Consider the following 21,678-nt stretch of genomic DNA (forward strand, 5'->3'; position numbering starts at 1 on the left):
CTTCCTTACTCAGCACTGCTGCTGAAATCGAGATCTTGGCCTGGCTGAAGGGAGATAACTGCCTTCTTCCAGTCATTACGCTTGCCCAGACCGCGAGCAGTGCGCTTGCTCTTACCCAGAACATTCAGGGTAGTAACACGCTCTACTTTCACGCTGAACAGGCTTTCGACGGCCTTCTTGATTTCCAGCTTGGTTGCGTCAGTTGCAACCTTGAAAACGAACTGGCCTTTCTTGTCAGCCAGAACCGTAGCCTTTTCGGAAACGTGCGGGCCAAGCAGAACTTTAAATACGCGTTCCTGGTTCATCCCAGCAGCTCCTCGAATTTCTTCACGGCCGACACGGTGATCAACACCTTGTCGTATGCGATCAGACTAACTGGATCGGAACCTTGCACGTCACGTACATCAACGTGTGGCAGGTTGCGAGCAGCCAGGTACAGGTTCTGATCAACAGCTTCAGACACGATCAGGACGTCAGTCAGGCCCATGCCGTTCAGCTTGTTCAGCAGATCTTTGGTTTTCGGCGCTTCAACAGCGAAGTCCTGAACCACGACCAGACGATCAGTACGCACGAGTTCAGCAAGGATGGAGCGCAGTGCTGCGCGATACATCTTCTTGTTGAGCTTCTGGGTGTGATCCTGTGGACGTGCTGCGAAAGTGGTACCGCCGCCACGCCAGATTGGGCTACGGATAGTACCGGCACGAGCGCGGCCAGTACCTTTCTGACGCCAAGGGCGCTTACCGCCACCACGAACGTCGGAACGGGTCTTTTGCTGCTTGCTACCTTGACGGCCGCCGGCCATGTAGGCCACGACTGCTTGGTGAACCAGCGTCTCGTTGAATTCGCCGCCAAATGTCAGTTCGGAAACTTCGATCGCTTGAGCGTCATTTACGTTTAATTGCATGTCAGCTTCCCCTTAACCGCGAGCCTTGGCCGCTGGACGTACAACCAGGTTGCCGCCAGTAGCGCCAGGAACAGCACCCTTGACCAACAACAGATTGCGTTCAGCGTCGACGCGCACTACTTCGAGGGACTGCACGGTCACGCGCTCAGCGCCCATATGACCGGACATTTTTTTGCCCTTGAATACACGACCAGGAGTCTGGCACTGGCCAATAGAGCCCGGGACGCGGTGGGAAACGGAGTTACCGTGAGTGTTGTCTTGGCCACGGAAATTCCAACGCTTGATCGTACCCTGGAAGCCTTTACCCTTGGACTGACCGGTTACATCAACCAGTTGACCAGCGGCGAAGATTTCAGCGTTGATCAGATCGCCAGCCTGGTAGTCGCCGTCTTCAAGACGGAACTCCATGACAGTACGACCAGCTGCAACGTTTGCTTTAGCGAAGTGACCTGCTTGAGCAGCAGTCACACGCGAAGCACGACGCTCGCCGACAGTGACTTGCACTGCACGATAGCCATCGGTTTCTTCAGTTTTAAACTGGGTGACGCGATTCGGTTCGATCTCAATGACCGTGACCGGAATGGAGACACCTTCTTCGGTGAAAATACGGGTCATACCGCATTTACGACCGACTACACCAATAGTCATGTTGTAAACCTCATGAGTGTACGGGGCTTTCACCCGCTATGGCCGCCCATTTCAGAGCGTTACACGACTAAGACCCAAGTCTTAGCCGAGGCTGATCTGTACTTCCACACCGGCCGCCAGATCAAGCTTCATAAGTGCATCAACGGTTTTATCCGTTGGCAGGACGATGTCCAGCACGCGCTTATGAGTACGGATCTCGTACTGGTCACGCGCGTCTTTGTTGACGTGCGGGGAGACCAGAACGGTGAACCGCTCTTTACGGGTAGGCAGTGGAATTGGACCACGCACTTGAGCACCAGTACGTTTCGCGGTTTCCACGATTTCCTGGGTGGATTGGTCGATCAGTTTGTGGTCAAAAGCCTTCAACCTGATACGAATTTGCTGATTTGCCATTGGATTTCAGACTCCGGCTGCTATTCCCAGCGAGCGCAACACGCCCGTTAAAAGGAGGCGCAATTCTATAGACGCCCCATATGGGTGTCAACTCAATAAAAAAGCCCCCGCTGAGCGGGGGCTTTTTCAAGTCATCACTTATTAAGCGATGATTTTGGCTACGACGCCAGCGCCGACGGTACGACCGCCTTCACGGATAGCGAAACGCAGACCATCTTCCATTGCGATGGTTTTGATCAGGGTGACAACCATTTTGATGTTGTCGCCTGGCATTACCATTTCAACGCCTTCCGGCAGTTCGCAGTTACCGGTCACGTCAGTGGTCCGGAAGTAGAACTGTGGACGGTAGCCTTTGAAGAACGGAGTGTGACGACCGCCTTCTTCTTTGCTCAACACGTACACTTCAGCTTCGAAGGTAGTGTGCGGCTTAACCGAACCTGGCTTGACCAGAACCTGGCCACGCTCAACGTCGTCACGCTTGGTACCACGCAGCAGAACGCCGCAGTTCTCGCCTGCACGACCTTCGTCGAGCAGTTTACGGAACATTTCAACACCGGTGCAGGTGGTGACAGTAGTGTCACGCAGACCAACGATTTCCAGTGGATCTTGAACCTTAACGATACCGCGCTCGATACGACCAGTCACAACAGTACCACGACCGGAGATCGAGAATACGTCTTCGATTGGCATCAGGAACGGCTTGTCGATAACACGAACTGGATCTGGGATGTAGCTGTCCAGAGTCTCAACCAGTTTACGAACGGCAGTGGTGCCCATTTCGTTGTCGTCAAGACCGTCCAGAGCCATACGAGCAGAACCGATGATGATCGGAGTGTCGTCGCCTGGGAAGTCGTAAGTGCTCAGCAGATCGCGCACTTCCATCTCAACCAGTTCCAGCAGCTCAGCGTCGTCTACCAGGTCAGCCTTGTTCAGGAAAACCACGATGTACGGAACGCCTACCTGACGGGACAGCAGGATGTGCTCACGGGTTTGTGGCATCGGACCATCAGCGGCCGAGCAAACCAGGATCGCGCCGTCCATCTGGGCAGCACCGGTGATCATGTTCTTCACATAGTCAGCGTGACCTGGGCAGTCAACGTGAGCGTAGTGACGGATCAGCGAGTTGTATTCAACGTGCGCGGTGTTGATGGTGATACCACGAGCTTTTTCTTCTGGTGCGCTGTCGATCTTGTCGAAGTCAACACGAGCCGAACCGAAAACTTCGGAGCAGACGCGAGTCAGAGCAGCGGTCAGAGTGGTTTTACCGTGGTCAACGTGGCCGATAGTGCCAACGTTTACGTGCGGTAGGGAACGATCAAATTTTTCTTTAGCCACGACAATTAACTCCTTGCCTAAAGGACTGAATCAGCCTTGTTTTTTGGATACAGTTTCAGCGATGTGCGCCGGAGCTGTGTTGTATTTTTTGAATTCCATAGAGTAGCTTGCGCGACCCTGAGACATGGAACGAACGTCGGTCGCATAACCGAACATCTCGCCCAACGGAACCTCGGCACGAATCACTTTGCCGGAAACCGTATCTTCCATACCCAAGATCATGCCGCGACGACGGTTAAGGTCGCCCATCACGTCACCCATGTAGTCTTCAGGCGTAACGACTTCTACTGCCATGATTGGCTCAAGCAACTCACCACCGCCCTTCTGGGCCAGTTGCTTGGTAGCCATGGAAGCAGCCACCTTAAACGCCATCTCGTTGGAGTCGACGTCGTGGTAAGAACCGTCAAAAACGGTCGCCTTCAGGCCGATGAGCGGATAGCCGGCAACAACACCGTTCTTCATCTGCTCTTCGATACCCTTCTGGATAGCCGGGATGTATTCCTTAGGAACAACACCGCCCACTACTTCGTTCACGAATTGCAGACCTTCCTGACCTTCATCAGCAGGAGCAAAACGGATCCAGCAATGGCCGAACTGGCCACGACCGCCGGACTGACGAACGAATTTGCCTTCGATTTCGCAGTTCTTCGTGATGCGCTCACGATAGGAAACCTGAGGCTTACCGATGTTGGCTTCGACGTTGAACTCACGGCGCATCCGGTCAACCAGGATGTCCAGGTGAAGCTCGCCCATGCCGGAGATGATCGTTTGACCAGTCTCTTCATCAGTCTTGACGCGGAAAGATGGATCTTCCTGAGCAAGCTTGCCCAGAGCGATACCCATTTTTTCCTGGTCATCCTTGGTCTTAGGCTCAACGGCAACCGAAATAACCGGCTCCGGGAAGTCCATGCGAACCAGGATGATTGGCTTGGCAGCGTCGCACAAGGTCTCACCAGTGGTGACATCCTTCATGCCGATCAGGGCCGCGATGTCACCAGCGCGTACTTCCTTGATCTCTTCACGGGCGTTTGCGTGCATTTGCACCATACGACCCACACGCTCTTTCTTGCCTTTAACCGAGTTGATCACGCCGTCGCCGGAGGCCAACACGCCCGAGTAAACGCGGACGAAGGTCAAAGTACCCACGAATGGGTCAGTAGCGATCTTGAACGCCAGAGCCGAGAACGGCTCGCTGTCATCGGCGTGACGCTCCATCTCTTCTTCCTCGTTATCAGGGTTGGTACCCTTGATAGCAGGAATGTCGGTTGGAGCAGGCAGGTAGTCGATAACGGCGTCGAGAACCAGGGGAACACCCTTGTTCTTGAAGGAAGAACCGCAAACAGCCAGAACGATCTCACCAGCGATAGTACGCTGACGCAGAGCGGCCTTGATTTCCACGTTGGTGAGTTCTTCACCTTCGAGGTACTTGTTCATCAGCTCTTCGCTGGCTTCGGCAGCAGCCTCAACCATGTTGTTACGCCACTCGTCAGCCAGCTCCTGCAGTTCTGCAGGGATAGGCTTACGAACAGGAACCATGCCTTTGTCAGCGTCATTCCAGTAAACAGCTTCCATGTTGATCAGATCGATCTGACCCTGGAAGTTGTCTTCGGAACCGATAGCCAACTGGATTGGCACCGGAGTGTGACCCAGACGCTGTTTGATCTGACCGATCACGCGCAGGAAGTTGGCACCAGCACGGTCCATCTTGTTTACGTAAACAAGACGTGGAACGCCGTACTTGTTGGCCTGACGCCATACGGTTTCCGACTGAGGCTCAACACCCGAAGTACCGCAGAACACAACGACAGCACCGTCGAGTACACGCAGGGAACGCTCAACTTCAATGGTGAAGTCTACGTGGCCCGGGGTATCGATTACGTTGAAGCGGTGCTCGTCCTTGTACTGCTTCTCGGAACCTTTCCAGAAGGCGGTAATAGCAGCAGAAGTAATGGTAATACCACGCTCCTGCTCCTGAACCATCCAGTCTGTGGTCGCGGCGCCGTCATGCACCTCGCCCATTTTGTGACTTTTGCCGGTGTAAAACAGTACGCGCTCGGTGGTGGTGGTTTTACCAGCATCCACGTGAGCAACGATACCGATGTTACGGTAGCGGCTAATCGGAGTAGTACGAGCCATAAAGCCCTCGCAAAATTAGTGAAGCTAGAATTAGAAGCGGTAGTGCGAGAAAGCTTTGTTGGCTTCAGCCATACGGTGCACGTCTTCACGCTTCTTAACAGCAGCACCTTTACCTTCAGCAGCGTCCAACAGTTCGCCAGCCAAACGCAGGGCCATAGACTTCTCGCCGCGCTTACGGGCGAAGTCTACCAACCAGCGCATTGCCAAAGCGTTACGACGGGACGGGCGAACTTCAACCGGAACCTGGTAAGTAGCACCGCCTACACGGCGCGACTTCACTTCGACCAGCGGAGCGATGGCGTCGAGAGCTTTCTCGAAGATTTCCAGGGGGTCGCTGTTCTTGCGTTCTTTAACCTTTTCCAGCGCGCCATAAACGATACGCTCGGCAACGGCTTTCTTGCCGCTTTCCATTACGTGGTTCATGAACTTGGCCAGGATTTGGCTTCCGTATTTTGGATCGTCAAGCACTTCGCGCTTGGCTGCTACGCGTCTTCTTGGCATGGATAAGCCCTCAAACGGTCTTCAGGTTCGCTCGGAATCGGTGCCCTTTCGGGACGCCTCCGACCTTACTCTTATCGACTCAGAAAATAAGATGATTCAGTTTTACAAAAAGCCGCTACTACTTAGGCTTCTTGGTACCGTACTTCGAACGACCCTGGTTACGACCTTTAACGCCGGAAGTATCCAAGGAGCCGCGTACGGTGTGGTAACGAACACCTGGCAAGTCTTTTACACGACCGCCGCGGATCAGTACCACGCTGTGCTCTTGCAGGTTGTGACCTTCACCGCCGATGTACGAGGAAACCTCGAAACCGTTGGTCAGGCGCACACGGCATACTTTACGCAGTGCCGAGTTAGGTTTTTTCGGCGTAGTGGTATACACGCGAGTGCATACGCCACGACGTTGCGGGCAGTTCTGCAGCGCAGGCACGTCGGATTTCTCGACGATACGCTTACGCGGCTGACGTACCAGCTGGTTGATAGTTGCCATCTACTAGCTCCACTGTTGTCTTGCGACGCTATTGTCTTGCAAGAAAAGCAAAATGGCAGGAACGAATTCCCGCCAAATTTAGGGGTACAAGAGTCTAAAGAGGATCTTGTCCCCAGTCAAGGCAAGGCCCCGACCTCCCCTTCCATCGAACCGGGACAAATCTGTCTCGATCCGACGAACGGGGCTGCCAGGGCCCGGTCTTATTTACCGCAGAACTCAGTTACCGCTTGAGTTCAGCGCTTCGGTCAGTGCAGCTTCCACTTCACTGGCGCTTACGCGCAACGGCTTGTCGAGTTCACGGCGACGCTTACGCTCGCTGTGGTAGGCCAAACCGGTACCGGCCGGGATCAGACGACCCACAACCACGTTTTCTTTCAGGCCGCGCAGGTAATCGCGCTTGCCGGTTACCGCTGCTTCGGTCAGTACGCGAGTGGTCTCCTGGAAGGAGGCCGCCGAGATGAACGACTCAGTGGACAACGACGCCTTGGTGATACCCAGCAACACACGAGTGAACTTGGAAACGAATTTCTCGTCGTTCGCCAGGCGCTCGTTCTCTACCAGTACGTGAGTCAGTTCCATCTGGTCGCCCTTGATGAAACTCGAATCGCCGGATTCAGCGATTTCAACTTTACGCAGCATCTGACGCAGGATGGTCTCGATGTGCTTATCGTTGATCTTCACGCCTTGCAGACGGTAAACGTCCTGGATCTCGTTAACGATGTACTTGGCCAGCGCACTCACACCCAGCAGACGCAGGATGTCGTGTGGATCGCTCGGGCCGTCGGAGATAACTTCGCCGCGGTTTACCTGTTCGCCTTCGAAGACGTTCAGGTGACGCCACTTCGGAATCAGCTCTTCGTACGGATCGCTACCGTCGTTCGGGGTGATAACCAGGCGGCGCTTGCCCTTGGTCTCTTTACCGAACGCGATGGTGCCGCTGACTTCAGCCAGAATCGACGCTTCTTTCGGACGACGAGCTTCGAACAAGTCGGCAACACGCGGCAGACCACCGGTGATGTCACGGGTCTTCGAAGTTTCTTGCGGGATACGAGCGATAACATCACCGATCGCGATCTTCGCACCATCCGCAACACCGACCAGGGCGTTGGCTGGCAGGAAGTACTGAGCGATAACGTCAGTGCCTGGCAGCAACAGATCCTTGCCGTTGTCATCAACCATCTTCACGGCAGGACGGATATCTTTGCCTGCAGCTGGACGGTCTTTGGCGTCGAGCACTTCAATGTTGGTCATACCGGTCAATTCGTCAGTCTGACGCTTGATCGTGATGCCTTCTTCCATGCCCACGTAGGTCACGGTACCTTTCATTTCGGTAACGATTGGGTGAGTGTGCGGATCCCACTTGGCCACGATTGCGCCAGCGTCGACCTTGTCACCTTCTTTAACCGAAATCACAGCACCGTACGGCAGCTTGTAACGCTCGCGCTCACGACCGTAGTCATCAGCGATTGCCAGCTCACCGGAACGGGACACAGCAACCAGGTGGCCATCCACTCGCTCAACGTGCTTCAGGTTGTGCAGACGGACGGTACCGCCATTCTTCACCTGAACGCTGTCGGCTGCGGAGGTCCGGCTTGCCGCACCACCGATGTGGAACGTACGCATGGTCAGCTGGGTACCCGGCTCACCGATGGACTGGGCAGCGATAACGCCGACCGCTTCACCGATGTTCACCTGGTGACCACGAGCCAAGTCACGGCCGTAGCACTTGGCGCAAATGCCATAGCGGGTTTCGCAGCTGATCGGCGAGCGAACAATCACTTCGTCGATGCTGTTGAGTTCGATGAACTCGACCCACTTCTCGTCTACCAGGGTGCCGGCAGGAACGATGACTTCCTCGGTACCTGGCTTGAATACGTCACGGGCGATTACTCGACCCAGTACGCGCTCACCCAACGGTTCTACAACGTCGCCGCCTTCGATGTGCGGAGTCATCAGCAGACCGTGTTCGGTGCCGCAGTCAACTTCAGTCACAACCAAGTCTTGCGCAACGTCTACCAGACGACGAGTCAGGTAACCGGAGTTAGCGGTTTTCAACGCGGTATCCGCCAGACCTTTACGAGCACCGTGAGTCGAGATGAAGTACTGAAGTACGCTCAAACCTTCACGGAAGTTCGCAGTAATCGGCGTTTCGATGATGGAACCGTCCGGCTTGGCCATCAGGCCACGCATACCGGCGAGCTGACGGATCTGCGCAGCAGAACCCCGTGCGCCCGAGTCGGCCATCATGTACATCGAGTTGAACGACTCTTGATCGACTTCCACGCCATGACGGTCGATAACACGCTCTTTCGAGAGGTTCGACATCATCGCCTTCGACACTTCGTCGTTGGCCTTGGACCAAAGGTCGATCACTTTGTTGTACTTCTCGCCCTGGGTTACCAGGCCGGAGGCGTACTGGCTTTCGATCTCTTTCACTTCATCGGTGGCAGCACCGATGATGGCGGCTTTCTCGTCCGGGATAACGAAGTCGTTAACACCGATGGAAACGCCGGAAATGGTCGAATAAGCAAAACCGGTGTACATCAACTGGTCAGCGAAGATAACGGTCTCTTTCAAACCAACCACGCGGTAGCACTGGTTGATCAGCTTGGAGATCGCCTTTTTCTTCATTGGCTGGTTGACCACGTCGTACGACAGGCCAGGTGGAACAACCTGGAACAGCAGCGCACGGCCGACAGTGGTGTCGACGATACGGGTGTTCTTGACGCTGCCACCGTCACGATCGTTGATGGTTTCGTGGATGCGGACTTTAACCTTGGCGTGCAGTGCGGCTTCGCCGGCACGGAACACACGGTCAACTTCCTGCAGATCCGCGAACACACGACCTTCGCCCTTGGCGTTGATCGCTTCACGAGTCATGTAGTACAGACCCAATACAACGTCCTGCGACGGAACGATGATTGGCTCACCGTTGGCTGGCGACAGAATGTTGTTGGTCGACATCATCAACGCACGCGCTTCCAGCTGGGCTTCCAGCGTCAGCGGTACGTGCACGGCCATTTGGTCGCCGTCGAAGTCGGCGTTGTACGCAGCACAGACCAGCGGGTGCAGCTGGATAGCCTTACCTTCGATCAGTACCGGTTCAAACGCCTGGATACCCAGACGGTGAAGGGTCGGTGCACGGTTGAGGAGAACCGGGTGTTCACGGATCACTTCAGCGAGAACGTCCCAAACCTCTGGCAGCTCGCGCTCGACCATTTTCTTGGCAGCTTTGATGGTGGTCGCGAGACCACGCATTTCCAGCTTGCCGAAAATGAACGGCTTGAACAGCTCGAGAGCCATCTTCTTCGGCAGACCGCACTGGTGCAGACGCAGGGTCGGGCCTACGGTAATTACCGAACGACCGGAGTAGTCAACACGCTTACCGAGCAAGTTCTGACGGAAACGACCCTGCTTACCCTTGATCATGTCAGCCAGGGATTTCAGAGGACGCTTGTTCGAACCGGTGATAGCGCGGCCACGACGACCGTTGTCGAGCAGGGCATCGACAGCTTCCTGCAACATACGCTTTTCGTTGCGCACGATGATGTCCGGAGCGGACAGGTCGAGCAGACGCTTCAAGCGGTTGTTACGGTTGATCACGCGACGGTACAGGTCGTTGAGGTCGGAAGTCGCGAAGCGACCACCATCCAACGGTACCAGCGGACGCAGGTCTGGCGGCAGAACCGGCAGAACGGTCAGCACCATCCACTCTGGCAAGTTGCCGGAACCCTGGAAGGCTTCCATCAACTTCAGACGCTTGGACAGTTTCTTGATCTTGGTTTCGGAGTTGGTTTGCGGAATTTCTTCACGCAGACGGCCAATCTCGTGTTCCAGGTCGATAGCGTGCAGCAGTTCGCGGACAGCTTCGGCACCCATGCGGGCATCGAAATCGTCGCCGAACTCTTCCAGCGCTTCGAAGTACTGCTCGTCGTTCAGCAGCTGACCCTTTTCAAGGGTGGTCATGCCTGGATCGATAACGACATAGCTCTCGAAGTAGAGAACGCGTTCGATATCACGCAGGGTCATGTCCATCAGCAAGCCGATACGGGACGGCAGTGATTTCAGGAACCAGATGTGGGCAACCGGCGAAGCCAGCTCGATGTGCGCCATGCGCTCACGACGAACCTTGGCCAGTGCAACTTCAACGCCGCACTTCTCGCAGATCACACCACGGTGCTTCAAGCGCTTGTACTTACCGCACAGGCACTCGTAATCCTTTACCGGGCCAAAGATCTTGGCGCAGAACAGGCCGTCACGCTCTGGTTTGAACGTACGGTAGTTGATGGTTTCCGGCTTTTTAACTTCACCGAACGACCACGAACGGATCATCTCAGGCGATGCCAACCCAATACGGATGGCGTCGAACTCTTCGACTTGACCCTGGTTTTTCAGCAAATTCAGTAGGTCTTTCAAGGCCTTTCCTCCTGGCGGAGCAGAGAGCGGGCTAAACAGCCCCGCTCTCGATTCGCGTCACGTGTTATTCGGTTTCCAGATCGATATCGATGCCGAGGGAACGAATTTCTTTGATCAACACGTTGAAAGACTCGGGCATGCCCGGCTCCATACGGTGATCGCCGTCCACGATGTTTTTGTACATCTTGGTCCGACCGTTCACATCGTCCGACTTCACTGTGAGCATTTCTTGCAGAGTGTAAGCAGCACCGTATGCTTCCAGTGCCCAGACCTCCATCTCCCCGAAACGCTGACCACCGAACTGAGCCTTACCACCCAGCGGCTGCTGGGTAACCAGGCTGTACGAACCGGTAGAACGAGCGTGCATCTTGTCGTCTACCAAGTGGTTCAGCTTCAGCATGTACATGTAGCCAACAGTAACCGGGCGCTCAAACTTGTTGCCGGTACGGCCGTCGAACAGCTGCATCTGGCCGCTTTCTGGCAGGTCTGCCAGTTTCAGCATGGCCTTGATTTCGCTTTCCTTGGCACCGTCGAACACCGGGGTAGCCATTGGAACGCCGCCGCGCAGGTTCTTCGCCAGATCCAGGATTTCCTGGTCGGAGAAGGTGTCCAGCTCTTCGTTGCGACCGCCGATCTCGTTGTAGATCTCGTGCAGGAACTTGCGCAGGTCTGCAACCTTGCGCTGCTCTTCGATCATACGGTTGATCTTCTCGCCCAGACCTTTGGCCGCGAGGCCCAGGTGGGTTTCAAGGATCTGACCAACGTTCATACGCGAAGGTACGCCCAACGGGTTGAGGACGACATCGACCGGGGTGCCATTGGCATCGTGCGGCATGTCTTCAACCGGCATGATCACGGAGACCACACCTTTGTTACCGTGACGACCGGCCATCTTGTCGCCCGGCTGGATGCGGCGACGGATTGCCAGGTAAACCTTGACGATTTTCAGCACGCCTGGAGCCAGGTCATCGCCCTGCTGCAGTTTGCGCTTCTTGTCTTCGAACTTGTCGTCCAGCAGACGGCGACGATCGACGATGTAGGCCTGGGCCTTCTCGAGCTGCTCGTTCAGAGCATCTTCAGCCATGCGCAGTTTGAACCACTGGCCGTGCTCAAGACCGTCGAGTACTTCGTCGGTGATGTCCTGACCTTTCTTCAGACCTGCGCCGCCTTCAGCCTTGTGGCCTACCAGGGCGGAACGCAGACGTTCGAAGGTCGCGCCTTCAACGATACGGAACTCTTCGTTCAGATCCTTGCGGATCTCGTCGAGTTGGGTCTTCTCGATGGACAGCGCACGAGCATCACGCTCAACGCCGTCACGGGTGAAGACCTGTACGTCGATGACAGTACCCTTGGTACCGGTAGGTACACGCAGGGAAGTGTCTTTAACGTCGCTGGCTTTTTCACCGAAGATGGCACGCAACAGCTTCTCTTCCGGAGTCAGTTGGGTCTCGCCTTTCGGAGTGACCTTACCTACCAGAATGTCGCCTGCGCCAACTTCAGCACCTACGTAAACGATACCGGCTTCGTCCAGCTTGTTCAGTGCAGCTTCACCCACGTTCGGGATGTCTGCAGTGATTTCCTCTGGCCCAAGCTTGGTGTCACGCGCCACACAGGTCAGTTCCTGAATGTGGATCGTGGTAAAGCGATCTTCCTGAACCACACGCTCGGACAGGCAGATGGAGTCTTCGAAGTTGTAACCGTTCCAGGCCATGAACGCGATGCGCATGTTCTGACCCAGTGCCAGCTCACCCATATCGGTGGACGGACCGTCTGCCATGATGTCGCTGCGCTGAACCCGATCACCCTTGCTGACCAGCGGACGCTGGTTGATGCAGGTGTTCTGGTTGGAGCGGGTGTATTTGGTCAGGTTGTAGATGTCGACACCGGCTTCGCCAGTTTCAACTTCGTCATCGGCAACACGAACCACGATACGGCTGGCATCAACGGAGTCGATCACGCCGCCACGACGAGCCACGACGCAAACGCCGGAGTCACGGGCTACGTTACGCTCCATGCCGGTACCTACCAGCGGCTTGTCGGCGCGCAGGGTCGGTACAGCTTGACGCTGCATGTTGGAACCCATCAACGCACGGTTGGCGTCATCGTGTTCCAGGAACGGGATCAGCGACGCTGCAACCGAAACTACCTGCTTCGGCGATACGTCCATCAAGGTGACGTCTTCCGGCGCCTTGACGGTGAACTCGTTCAAGTGACGAACCGCTACCAGCTCGTCGATCAGCATTTTCTTGTCGTTCATCGTGGCCGAAGCCTGAGCGATCACGTGATCAGCTTCTTCGATGGCGGACAGGAACACGATCTCGTCGGTGACCAGTGCGTCTTTCACCACGCGGTACGGGCTCTCGAGGAAGCCGTACTGGTTGGTGCGCGCATAGGCAGCCAGGGAGTTGATCAGGCCGATGTTCGGACCTTCCGGCGTTTCAATCGGGCATACACGACCGTAGTGAGTCGGGTGTACGTCACGAACTTCAAAGCCTGCACGCTCACGAGTCAGACCGCCCGGGCCCAGTGCGGAAACACGGCGCTTGTGGGTGATCTCAGAGAGCGGGTTGTTCTGGTCCATGAACTGCGAGAGCTGGCTGGAACCGAAGAACTCTTTCACCGCCGCAGCCACTGGCTTGGCGTTGATCAGGTCTTGCGGCATCAGGCCTTCGCTTTCGGCCATCGACAGACGCTCTTTGACCGCACGCTCAACACGTACCAGGCCAACGCGGAACTGGTTCTCGGCCATTTCGCCTACGCAGCGAACACGACGGTTACCCAGGTGGTCGATGTCATCGACGATGCCTTTGCCGTTACGGATGTCGACCAGGGTCTTCAGTACCGCGACGATGTCTTCCTTGCACAGCACGCCCGAACCTTCGATCTCGGTACGACCGATACGACGGTTGAACTTCATCCGGCCGACCGCAGACAGGTCATAGCGCTCAGGGCTGAAGAACAGGTTGTTGAACAGGGTCTCGGCAGCGTCTTTGGTTGGTGGCTCGCCAGGACGCATCATGCGATAGATCTCGACCAGCGCTTCCAATTGGTTGCTGGTGGAGTCGATCTTCAGGGTGTCGGAGACGAACGGGCCGCAGTCGATGTCGTTGGTGTACAGGGTCTCGATGCGAACAACCTGGGACTTGGCGATTTTCGCCAGGATCTCGGTGTTCAGCTCGGTGTTGCATTCAGCCAGGATTTCGCCGGTGGCCGGGTGCACGATGACCTTGGCGGTGGTGCGACCCAGGACGTAGTCCAGAGGCACTTCCAGCGTCTTGATACCGGCTTTTTCGATCTGGTTGATGTGGCGCGCGGTAATACGGCGGCCGGCTTCAACGATGACCTTGCCTTTGTCGTCCTGGATGTCCAGAACGGCAATCTCACCACGCAGGCGCTGAGGCACCAGTTCCAGGCTGAGGGTTTCGCCGCTCAGGTGGAATACGTTAGTGGTGTAGAAAGCGTCCAGCACTTGCTCAGTGGTATAGCCGAGCGCGCGCAGCAGTACCGAGGCCGGCAGCTTGCGACGACGGTCGATACGCACGAACACGCAGTCTTTCGGGTCGAACTCGAAGTCCAACCACGAACCGCGGTACGGAATGATCCGCGCGGAGTACAGGAGCTTGCCGGAGCTGTGCGTCTTGCCGCGGTCGTGGTCGAAGAACACGCCCGGGGAACGGTGCAGCTGGGAAACGATAACGCGCTCGGTACCGTTGATAACGAAGGTACCGTTCTCAGTCATCAGGGGGATTTCACCCATGTAGACTTCTTGCTCTTTGATGTCCTTGATCGCTTTGTTCGACGACTCTTTGTCGAAGATGATCAGACGGACTTTTACCCGCAAAGGTACGGCGTACGTAACACCGCGCAACACGCATTCTTTGACATCAAATGCCGGTTCGCCCAGGCGATAACCGACGTACTCCAGCGCAGCATTGCCGGAGTAGCTGATGATCGGGAAAACGGATTTGAAGGCCGCATGCAGGCCCACGTCGCGGAACTGATCTTTGGTCGCTCCCGCCTGCAAGAATTCACGATACGAATCCAGCTGGATAGCCAGAAGGTACGGGACATCCATGACGTCCGGCAACTTGCTAAAGTCCTTGCGGATACGTTTTTTCTCAGTATATGAGTAAGCCATCAGCGTTCCCCAGCTTGGTCACCTGCTTGTTTGGCCCCTCCCGACGGGAGCAGCCAGAAAATCTTGCAAACCCCATGGTTTGCGCCACCGCATCGGGTGGTTACAGCGCGTTATAGGCGACGACCGAGTCGATTGCCAATAACGGAAAAAGGCCGGTGGCAAGAGCCACCAGCCATCAGCCTTCAGCTTAACGCTTGGGCTGGAGACGCAAGGTCGATGCTTACTTCAGCTCGACTTTAGCGCCTGCTTCTTCCAGCACTGCTTTAGCTTTGTCAGCTGCGTCTTTCGACACTGCTTCCAGAACCTGGGCAGGGGCGCCGTCAACTACTGCCTTGGCTTCTTTCAGGCCCAGACCGGTCAGTTCACGTACTGCCTTGATCACGTTTACTTTCTTCTCGCCAGCTTCCAGCAGCATGACGTTGAATTCGGTTTGCTCTTCAGCAGCAACAGCGGCAACAGCTGGGCCAGCCGAAGCAGCGGCAGCGGAAACACCGAATTTTTCTTCGAAAGCTTTGATCAGCTCAACAACCTGCAGAACCGACATTTCAGCTACGGCGTTGAGGATATCGTCTTGGGAGATAGACATTGCTGTAATTCCTGAATTGGGGGACGGCCTACGCGGCCATCGAAATAAACAAAAATACGCGAGAGGAGATGCTCAGCCTTAGGCTGCGGCAGCTTCTTTTTGCTCGCGAACTGCGGCCAGAGTACGAGCCAACTTGCTGGTAGCGCCTTGAATCACGCTCATCAGCTGAGAAATAGCTTCGTTACGGGTCGGCAGTGTTGCCAGTACGTCGATTTGGTTAGCTGCGAGGAACTTGCCCTCGAACGCAGCTGCCTTGATCTCGAACTTATCCTGACCCTTGGCGAATTCCTTGAACAAACGGGCAGCAGCGCCAGGATGTTCCTTGGAGAACGCAATCAGGGTCGGGCCAGTGAACACGTCGTTGAGGACACTGTATTCAGTGTCAGCAACAGCGCGCTTGAGCAGGGTGTTACGTACAACACGTACGTATACGCCAGCTTCACGAGCCTCTTTACGGAGTCCGGTCATAGCGCTTACTGTCACACCACGGGCATCAGCCACGACAGCGGACAGAGCAGCTTTGGCAGCCTCGTTGACTTCAGCGACGATGGCCTTCTTGTCTTCGAGATTAATTGCCACGGGTTTAACTCCTGCTTGTTACCGTTTCATCTGGCCTGGGCCGGATGTCGTTTTGGTGTCTGATTCGGTAAGGAACCGGGAGCACCATCTGCGTAGGCTTGTGGTTTAAGACTTGCGTCGCCTACGGTCTTGGATAGCCCCCGCCAGGCAGGGACCCCAATCTTTCAATTGGCGCAATTACTTGCGCCAATTTGTGTCTTATACGTCCAGCGAGCCTTGGTCGATGACCAGACCTGGGCCCATAGTGGTGCTCAGGGTAACGCGCTTGACGTAGATACCTTTCGAGGAAGCTGGCTTGATACGCTTCAGATCAGCGATCAGGGCTTCAACGTTTTCCTTCAGCTTGACGGCATCAAAGCCGACTTTGCCAACGGAGGTGTGAATGATGCCGTTTTTGTCGGTGCGATAACGAACCTGACCAGCTTTGGCGTTTTTAACCGCGGTAGCTACGTCTGGAGTCACGGTGCCGACTTTAGGGTTAGGCATCAGGCCACGTGGACCGAGGATCTGACCCAACTGACCTACAACGCGCATTGCATCCGGGGAAGCAATTACGACGTCATAGTTCAGGTCGCCGCCTTTCATTTCGGCAGCCAGGTCGTCCATGCCAACGCGATCGGCGCCGGCGGCCAGAGCAGCTTCAGCTGCTGGGCCTTGGGTGAAGACAGCTACACGTACAGTCTTGCCAGTACCGTGTGGCAGCACAGTAGCGCTACGAACGACCTGGTCGGATTTACGTGGGTCAACGCCCAGGTTTACAGCAACGTCAACAGACTCGCTGAACTTGACAGTCGACAGCTCGGTCAGCAGAGCAGCAGCGTCTACAAAGTTGTAGGACTTGCCCGCTTCGATTTTGCCGGCGATAGCCTTTTGGCGCTTGGTCAGCTTAGCCATTACACACCCTCCACGTTAAGGCCCATGCTACGAGCAGAACCGGCGATGGTACGCACGGCTGCATCCATATCAGCTGCAGTCAGATCCGCGTTTTTGGTTTTCGCGATTTCTTCCAGCTGAGCACGGGTCACGGTGCCAACCTTAACGGTGTTAGGACGAGCGGAACCGCTAGTCAGACCAGCAGCTTTCTTCAACAGAACCGAAGCCGGGGTCGACTTGGTTTCGAAGGTGAAGCTACGGTCGCTGTATACAGTGATGATCACTGGAGTCGGCAGACCTGGCTCAATACCCTGAGTACGGGCGTTGAAGGCCTTGCAGAATTCCATGATGTTCACGCCGTGCTGACCCAGAGCTGGACCAACAGGTGGGCTTGGGTTGGCCTGAGCGGCCTTCACTTGCAGCTTGATGTAAGCGGTAATCTTCTTGGCCATGAGGCACTCCAATTACGGGTTCGAACGCCTCGAAAGGCTCCCCGGTTACTTGCGCGTTTATCCCAGTGACGACAAAACCCCACAGCCTAAGGCTGCGGGGTTGGGATGCTTGCTCAGCTAGACTTTTTCGACCTGGCTGAACTCTAGCTCTACCGGAGTAGAGCGACCGAAAATGAGCACTGCCACTTGGATCCGGCTCTTTTCGTAGTTAACTTCTTCGACGGTGCCGTTAAAATCAGCGAACGGACCATCTGTGACACGAACAACCTCACCCGGCTCGAACAACGTCTTCGGCTTGGGCTTGTCGCTACCATCAGCAACGCGACGCAGAATTGCTTCTGCTTCTTTGTCAGTGATCGGAGCAGGCTTATCAGCGGTACCGCCGATGAAACCCATGACGCGAGGAGTGTCCTTGACCAAGTGCCAAGTACCCTCATTCATGTCCATTTGAACCAGCACGTAGCCAGGGAAGAACTTACGTTCGCTTTTGCGTTTCTGGCCATTACGCATTTCAACCACTTCTTCAGTGGGAACCAGAATTTCGCCGAAGCCATCTTCCATGCCTGCCAGCTTTACGCGCTCTAGCAAAGAGCGCATGACATGCTTCTCGTAACCCGAGTAAGCATGCACAACGTACCAACGCTTAGCCACGGGACACCCTTAGCCAACAATCAAGGAAACAAGCCAGCCGAGCAGGGAATCAAGCCCCCACAACAGCAACGCCATAACCAGAACAACAGCTACCACGATCAACGTGGTCTGCGTGGTTTCTTGGCGAGTCGGCCAAACGACTTTACGGATCTCGGTACGAGCTTCCTTCACCAGGACCGCAAACGACTTGCCTTTTGCAGTCTGCAGGCCAACAAAGGCAGCAACAGCAGCAAGGGCGAGCAATGCGAGGACACGGTACAGGATTGGCGACCCAGAGTAGTACTGGTTGCCAACAACGCCTACAACCACAACAGCGACTACTACAAGCCACTTGAGCAGATCGAAGCGAGAGCCTTGAGCTTCAGCCTTAGGAGTCATCTATGAAGATCCTGTGAAAAGAAAGCCAGACACACCAAGTGAATCTGGCAGGTCAGGAGGGAATCGAACCCCCAACCTACGGTTTTGGAGACCGTCGCTCTGCCAATTGAGCTACTGACCTAAAACAAAATCAGGCCGACAATTATGCCGATCTGAAAAAGACTTTACAACAACAAACCCCTGCAGACCTGAAACCCACCCAAACAAAACAGCGAGAGAGGGCATATTCAACCGGAGGTAGCTGTTAAAACAAAGGCAGATATTTTCATATCTGCCTTGTTATATGGAGCTCTTGAGCGGATTTGAACCGCTGACCTCACCCTTACCAAGGGTGTGCTCTACCAACTGAGCTACAAGAGCGAAACAACTTGCACAACCTGCAAACTTGGAGCGGGTAGCGGGAATCGAACCCGCATCATCAGCTTGGAAGGCTGAGGTTCTACCACTAAACTATACCCGCGGAGCTTGCAGCTCACGCTAAAATGGTGGAGGGGGAAGGATTCGAACCTTCGAAGTCGTAGACGTCAGATTTACAGTCTGATCCCTTTGGCCGCTCGGGAACCCCTCCTAAGCGAGCCGGCATTCTACATCATGCCAGCCTTCTGTCAAGCATTTTCTCATTAAAAAATATGAGGTTAGCTGCGTTGACCTTCACTTCACCCTGTCGACCTAGAAGGTCTTCACTGCGAAGCGGGCGCCATTCTATGCAAACTATTCGAAGGTTGCAATGCCTTCGCACGGCATTATTTTATGTTTTAACTCATTGAATTCATTAGCAAGGTTTTCAAAGGGCAGATCATCGGCCAGACGCCTGCTTTCAGGGGCCACTCGCAGCCAGTATCCCGACGCATCAGGCAGGTTCAGAGACTGCAGCCTGACCTTGATATCCAGGCTGGTGAGGCGCTGCTCAACGGACTGAGCCTCTTTCTGATCAGGCAAACCGCCGATATACAAGCACGTCGCCTGCGCATCAGGCGCTTTTGCCCTGTCTCGCCGAACCATCGCATCAGCCGATTCGCTCAACAGGCGGATATCTTGCTGAGAACCACGATAGAGAGCCAAAGGCGTGACATCTTTAGCGCGCAGAGGGGCCTCCTGCTGATGCCAGATGTAATAGAAGACATTGAGGACCAGCAAAAGCAGAAACAGCCAACGCATAAAAACCTCAGGACAAAGGGCACGCCATCGCCAAGCCAACAAAAACCAGATCAGGGACAAGCCTACCGTGAGGCACAGCGTCAGCCACGAGCTCAGCGTCCCCACCGGTAAGGAAGACGGTAAAATCGCTCCCCCAATAGCTTCGAGCCAACTCCAGCTGGGTCAACACAAAGCTCCTCAGCATGAGCGTACAGCCGCGCTCTACCGCCTCCACAGTTGTGCGCCCTGGAGACAGCGCCTCAAGAGCCCGTTCAGCGGCGATATCGTCATAGCGTATTTTGCGGGTATGTGTTCGAAGCTGATTACGCATCAGCGGCATCCCCGGACAAATGAAACCGCCGAGATGCTCACCGTCTGCGGAAATGAAGTCTGCTGTTGCGGCGGTGCCAAAATCGAGCACCAGGCACGCGCCCGACGCCAGCTGAAACCCACCCAGCATCGCGAGCCAACGATCCAGTCCCAGGCGCTCGAAATCTTCGTACCCGTTCCGCACCCCACCCATCTGCCTCGCCGAAGCAGCACACAGCACCTTGACGCCAAATGCCTCGACCAGGGTAGCGACCAGTTGACTTGTCTCATCCGAAGCGCGAACACTCACCAGCCGGCAGTCTTTTAACGCGAGCCCCGTGAGCGCGAACAGGCTGTCGATCAGCGAGGCATCCGACCCAACGACACCTTCGGCAAAGATACGAGCCTTATCCGACTCAAGTACCCGCCATTTGATAAAGCTATTCCCACAGTCGAGCTCAAGAATCATCACGCAACCTCAGGCTTAGCTCACCACCGCTATATACTTTCTCAACACCATCCACGCTCAACCGCAATGCACCTTGCCCATCGACCCCCAGCACCACGCCGTCAATCCGGTTCACGCCCGCGATGAGCGATACAGGCCGGCCCTGCCATAAATGGCTTTGCTCCCACTCACCCTGGATTGCCGAAAAGCCAGATGCCTGGTGACGCTCAAGATAAGCCTGCAGCTGCACTCCAAGACGCGCTACCAGGTAGTTGCGATCAACAGCACTGCCGCTCTCCAACTGTACGGAGCTCCATTGCTGATCGACCTCATCCGCCTTCTGCATGTTCACGTTGATGCCGATACCAATAACGACGTGACAGACGTCAGCGGGATCCCCGACCAGTTCCAGGAGAATTCCGGCGATCTTTTTCTGCCCGACCAAAACGTCATTTGGCCACTTCAACCCTGCACCACGAACACCCGCGTCGCGCAGCGCCTGCATAACTGCAAGTCCGACCACCAGGCTTAGCCCTTCCAACTGACGCATGCCGCCTTCGATCCGCATCACAAGGCTGTAGTAGACGTTTTGAGCGAAAGGACTGACCCACTTTCGTCCGCGCCTTCCCCTGCCTGCAGTTTGCTGTTCTGAAAGCACAAGAAATGGCGCAGTGCGACCCGATTCAATCAGCCGCAATGCCTCGGCATTGGTAGAGTCAATGGAGTCAGAGATATGAACAGGCCATGCAGGAACAGGTACATGCCGAGCTATTTCATCGGCACTTAACAGTATCAGGGGCGCAGCCAGCTGATACCCCCTGCCGCGCACTTTATGGATAGGTAGACCCAATTCCGCCTCGAGATGCTGAAGCTGCTTCCATACAGCACTGCGACTGACACCCAAGGCAGCACCGAGCGCCTCCCCGGAGTGGAATCGGCCATCTTTTAGAAGTTTCAACAACGTCAGCATGCAGGTCTCGCCTCACAATGAGGCACGCATGATAGCCATGCATTAGGCCATTGCATAGAAAGGCAGGACGTTAGCATTGAAGATGCTTGAAATTCGACCGCCCAAATTTTCCGGCCGCCCAAAACAAAACCCCTGACTGCATAAGCAATCAGGGGTTCTGGAATTTAATCTTGACGATGACCTACTCTCACATGGGGAAACCCCACACTACCATCGGCGATGCATCGTTTCACTGCTGAGTTCGGGATGGGATCAGGTGGTTCCAATGCTCTATGGTCGTCAAGAAATTCGGGTACTGAGTCGTGGCCAGCTGGCCTCGCTTCAGCAAATTGGG

General features: G+C 55.4%; 19 protein-coding genes, 4 tRNA genes and 1 rRNA gene. All 24 read right to left on the minus strand.

Annotated features, from left to right (window positions below; all coding sequences use genetic code 11):
* Positions 1-5: 5 nt before the first annotated feature.
* Entirely contained in the window at positions 6-305 is a 300-nt protein-coding gene (gene rplW, locus V6607_RS29660) for a 50S ribosomal protein L23 (RefSeq protein WP_002555488.1), read from the minus strand.
* Entirely contained in the window at positions 302-904 is a 603-nt protein-coding gene (gene rplD, locus V6607_RS29665; RefSeq protein ID WP_003210082.1) for a 50S ribosomal protein L4, read from the minus strand. The genes rplW and rplD overlap by 4 nt, the downstream gene beginning before the upstream one ends.
* Positions 905-916: 12 nt before the next feature.
* Positions 917-1,552 carry a 50S ribosomal protein L3 gene (rplC, locus tag V6607_RS29670; RefSeq protein ID WP_003194649.1) on the minus strand — a complete coding sequence of 212 codons (636 nt, stop codon included), beginning with the start codon at positions 1,550-1,552 and terminating at the stop codon, positions 917-919.
* 81 nt (positions 1,553-1,633) lie between these two features.
* The gene (rpsJ, locus tag V6607_RS29675; protein WP_003210084.1) at positions 1,634-1,945 is read right to left on the minus strand and encodes a 30S ribosomal protein S10; all 312 of its coding nucleotides are present in this window, start codon (positions 1,943-1,945) and stop codon (positions 1,634-1,636) included.
* A 141-nt stretch (positions 1,946-2,086) separates the two neighbouring features.
* Positions 2,087-3,280, minus strand: a complete 1,194-nt coding sequence (gene tuf / locus V6607_RS29680) for an elongation factor Tu (protein ID WP_003210085.1) — start codon at positions 3,278-3,280, stop codon at positions 2,087-2,089.
* A gap of 30 nt (positions 3,281-3,310) precedes the next feature.
* On the minus strand, positions 3,311-5,416 hold the full coding sequence (gene fusA, locus V6607_RS29685; protein ID WP_003210087.1) for an elongation factor G: 2,106 nt from the start codon (positions 5,414-5,416) through the stop codon (positions 3,311-3,313).
* A 30-nt stretch (positions 5,417-5,446) separates the two neighbouring features.
* Positions 5,447-5,917, minus strand: coding sequence for a 30S ribosomal protein S7 (gene rpsG, locus V6607_RS29690; RefSeq protein WP_002555493.1), 471 nt, complete (start codon positions 5,915-5,917; stop codon positions 5,447-5,449).
* 118 nt (positions 5,918-6,035) lie between these two features.
* Positions 6,036-6,407 carry a 30S ribosomal protein S12 gene (gene rpsL, locus V6607_RS29695; RefSeq protein WP_002555494.1) on the minus strand — a complete coding sequence of 124 codons (372 nt, stop codon included), beginning with the start codon at positions 6,405-6,407 and terminating at the stop codon, positions 6,036-6,038.
* Between the two features lie 216 nt (positions 6,408-6,623).
* Complete coding sequence (gene rpoC / locus V6607_RS29700) at positions 6,624-10,823, minus strand: DNA-directed RNA polymerase subunit beta' (RefSeq protein ID WP_003210090.1); 4,200 nt, start codon at positions 10,821-10,823, stop codon at positions 6,624-6,626.
* Positions 10,824-10,887: 64 nt separating this feature from the next.
* On the minus strand, positions 10,888-14,961 hold the full coding sequence (rpoB, locus tag V6607_RS29705) for a DNA-directed RNA polymerase subunit beta (protein WP_008436421.1): 4,074 nt from the start codon (positions 14,959-14,961) through the stop codon (positions 10,888-10,890).
* A 220-nt stretch (positions 14,962-15,181) separates the two neighbouring features.
* Positions 15,182-15,547: a 50S ribosomal protein L7/L12 gene (gene rplL / locus V6607_RS29710; RefSeq protein WP_003210093.1), complete on the minus strand. Its 366-nt coding sequence runs from the start codon at positions 15,545-15,547 to the stop codon at positions 15,182-15,184.
* A 78-nt stretch (positions 15,548-15,625) separates the two neighbouring features.
* Entirely contained in the window at positions 15,626-16,126 is a 501-nt protein-coding gene (rplJ, locus tag V6607_RS29715; RefSeq protein WP_003210095.1) for a 50S ribosomal protein L10, read from the minus strand.
* Between the two features lie 198 nt (positions 16,127-16,324).
* Positions 16,325-17,020: a 50S ribosomal protein L1 gene (rplA, locus tag V6607_RS29720; protein WP_003176434.1), complete on the minus strand. Its 696-nt coding sequence runs from the start codon at positions 17,018-17,020 to the stop codon at positions 16,325-16,327.
* Positions 17,020-17,451, minus strand: coding sequence for a 50S ribosomal protein L11 (gene rplK / locus V6607_RS29725; protein ID WP_003210097.1), 432 nt, complete (start codon positions 17,449-17,451; stop codon positions 17,020-17,022). Before rplK ends, rplA begins: the two co-directional genes overlap by 1 nt.
* 117 nt (positions 17,452-17,568) lie before the next feature.
* Positions 17,569-18,102, minus strand: a complete 534-nt coding sequence (gene nusG, locus V6607_RS29730; protein ID WP_003176436.1) for a transcription termination/antitermination protein NusG — start codon at positions 18,100-18,102, stop codon at positions 17,569-17,571.
* A 9-nt stretch (positions 18,103-18,111) separates the two neighbouring features.
* Positions 18,112-18,480 (minus strand): preprotein translocase subunit SecE, encoded by a 369-nt coding sequence (gene secE, locus V6607_RS29735; RefSeq protein WP_003210099.1) that lies wholly within the window; start codon positions 18,478-18,480, stop codon positions 18,112-18,114.
* A 45-nt stretch (positions 18,481-18,525) separates the two neighbouring features.
* A tRNA-Trp gene (locus V6607_RS29740) sits at positions 18,526-18,601 on the minus strand.
* Between the two features lie 163 nt (positions 18,602-18,764).
* Positions 18,765-18,840 (minus strand) — tRNA-Thr (locus V6607_RS29745).
* Positions 18,841-18,866: 26 nt separating this feature from the next.
* Positions 18,867-18,940 (minus strand) — tRNA-Gly (locus tag V6607_RS29750).
* A 23-nt stretch (positions 18,941-18,963) separates the two neighbouring features.
* A tRNA-Tyr gene (locus V6607_RS29755) sits at positions 18,964-19,048 on the minus strand.
* Between the two features lie 143 nt (positions 19,049-19,191).
* Positions 19,192-19,638 carry a hypothetical protein gene (locus V6607_RS29760; protein ID WP_087692334.1) on the minus strand — a complete coding sequence of 149 codons (447 nt, stop codon included), beginning with the start codon at positions 19,636-19,638 and terminating at the stop codon, positions 19,192-19,194.
* 7 nt (positions 19,639-19,645) lie between these two features.
* Positions 19,646-20,395, minus strand: coding sequence for a pantothenate kinase (locus V6607_RS29765; RefSeq protein WP_338742488.1), 750 nt, complete (start codon positions 20,393-20,395; stop codon positions 19,646-19,648).
* On the minus strand, positions 20,385-21,344 hold the full coding sequence (gene birA / locus V6607_RS29770) for a bifunctional biotin--[acetyl-CoA-carboxylase] ligase/biotin operon repressor BirA (protein WP_177055545.1): 960 nt from the start codon (positions 21,342-21,344) through the stop codon (positions 20,385-20,387). Before birA ends, V6607_RS29765 begins: the two co-directional genes overlap by 11 nt.
* A 168-nt stretch (positions 21,345-21,512) precedes the next feature.
* Positions 21,513-21,628, minus strand: a 5S ribosomal RNA gene (gene rrf / locus V6607_RS29775).
* Between the last annotated feature and the right edge of the window lie 50 nt (positions 21,629-21,678).

Source organism: Pseudomonas sp. KK18 (assembly GCF_037094675.1).
Classification (GTDB): domain Bacteria; phylum Pseudomonadota; class Gammaproteobacteria; order Pseudomonadales; family Pseudomonadaceae; genus Aquipseudomonas.

Excerpts from the sequence above, each read along its gene's own strand:
- rpsJ (WP_003210084.1), bottom strand. The coding sequence starts at position 1,945 with ATGGCAAATCAGCAAATTCGTATCAGGTTGAAGGCTTTTGACCACAAA.
- V6607_RS29765 (WP_338742488.1), bottom strand. The coding sequence starts at position 20,395 with ATGATTCTTGAGCTCGACTGTGGGAATAGCTTTATCAAATGGCGGGTA.
- V6607_RS29760 (WP_087692334.1), bottom strand. The coding sequence starts at position 19,638 with ATGCGTTGGCTGTTTCTGCTTTTGCTGGTCCTCAATGTCTTCTATTAC.
- rplL (WP_003210093.1), bottom strand. The coding sequence starts at position 15,547 with ATGTCTATCTCCCAAGACGATATCCTCAACGCCGTAGCTGAAATGTCG.
- rpoB (WP_008436421.1), bottom strand. The coding sequence starts at position 14,961 with ATGGCTTACTCATATACTGAGAAAAAACGTATCCGCAAGGACTTTAGC.
- rplW (WP_002555488.1), bottom strand. The coding sequence starts at position 305 with ATGAACCAGGAACGCGTATTTAAAGTTCTGCTTGGCCCGCACGTTTCC.
- rplC (WP_003194649.1), bottom strand. The coding sequence starts at position 1,552 with ATGACTATTGGTGTAGTCGGTCGTAAATGCGGTATGACCCGTATTTTC.
- rplD (WP_003210082.1), bottom strand. The coding sequence starts at position 904 with ATGCAATTAAACGTAAATGACGCTCAAGCGATCGAAGTTTCCGAACTG.
- rplA (WP_003176434.1), bottom strand. The coding sequence starts at position 17,020 with ATGGCTAAGCTGACCAAGCGCCAAAAGGCTATCGCCGGCAAAATCGAA.
- birA (WP_177055545.1), bottom strand. The coding sequence starts at position 21,344 with ATGCTGACGTTGTTGAAACTTCTAAAAGATGGCCGATTCCACTCCGGG.
- rpsL (WP_002555494.1), bottom strand. The coding sequence starts at position 6,407 with ATGGCAACTATCAACCAGCTGGTACGTCAGCCGCGTAAGCGTATCGTC.
- secE (WP_003210099.1), bottom strand. The coding sequence starts at position 18,480 with ATGACTCCTAAGGCTGAAGCTCAAGGCTCTCGCTTCGATCTGCTCAAG.
- rplK (WP_003210097.1), bottom strand. The coding sequence starts at position 17,451 with ATGGCCAAGAAGATTACCGCTTACATCAAGCTGCAAGTGAAGGCCGCT.
- rpsG (WP_002555493.1), bottom strand. The coding sequence starts at position 5,917 with ATGCCAAGAAGACGCGTAGCAGCCAAGCGCGAAGTGCTTGACGATCCA.
- fusA (WP_003210087.1), bottom strand. The coding sequence starts at position 5,416 with ATGGCTCGTACTACTCCGATTAGCCGCTACCGTAACATCGGTATCGTT.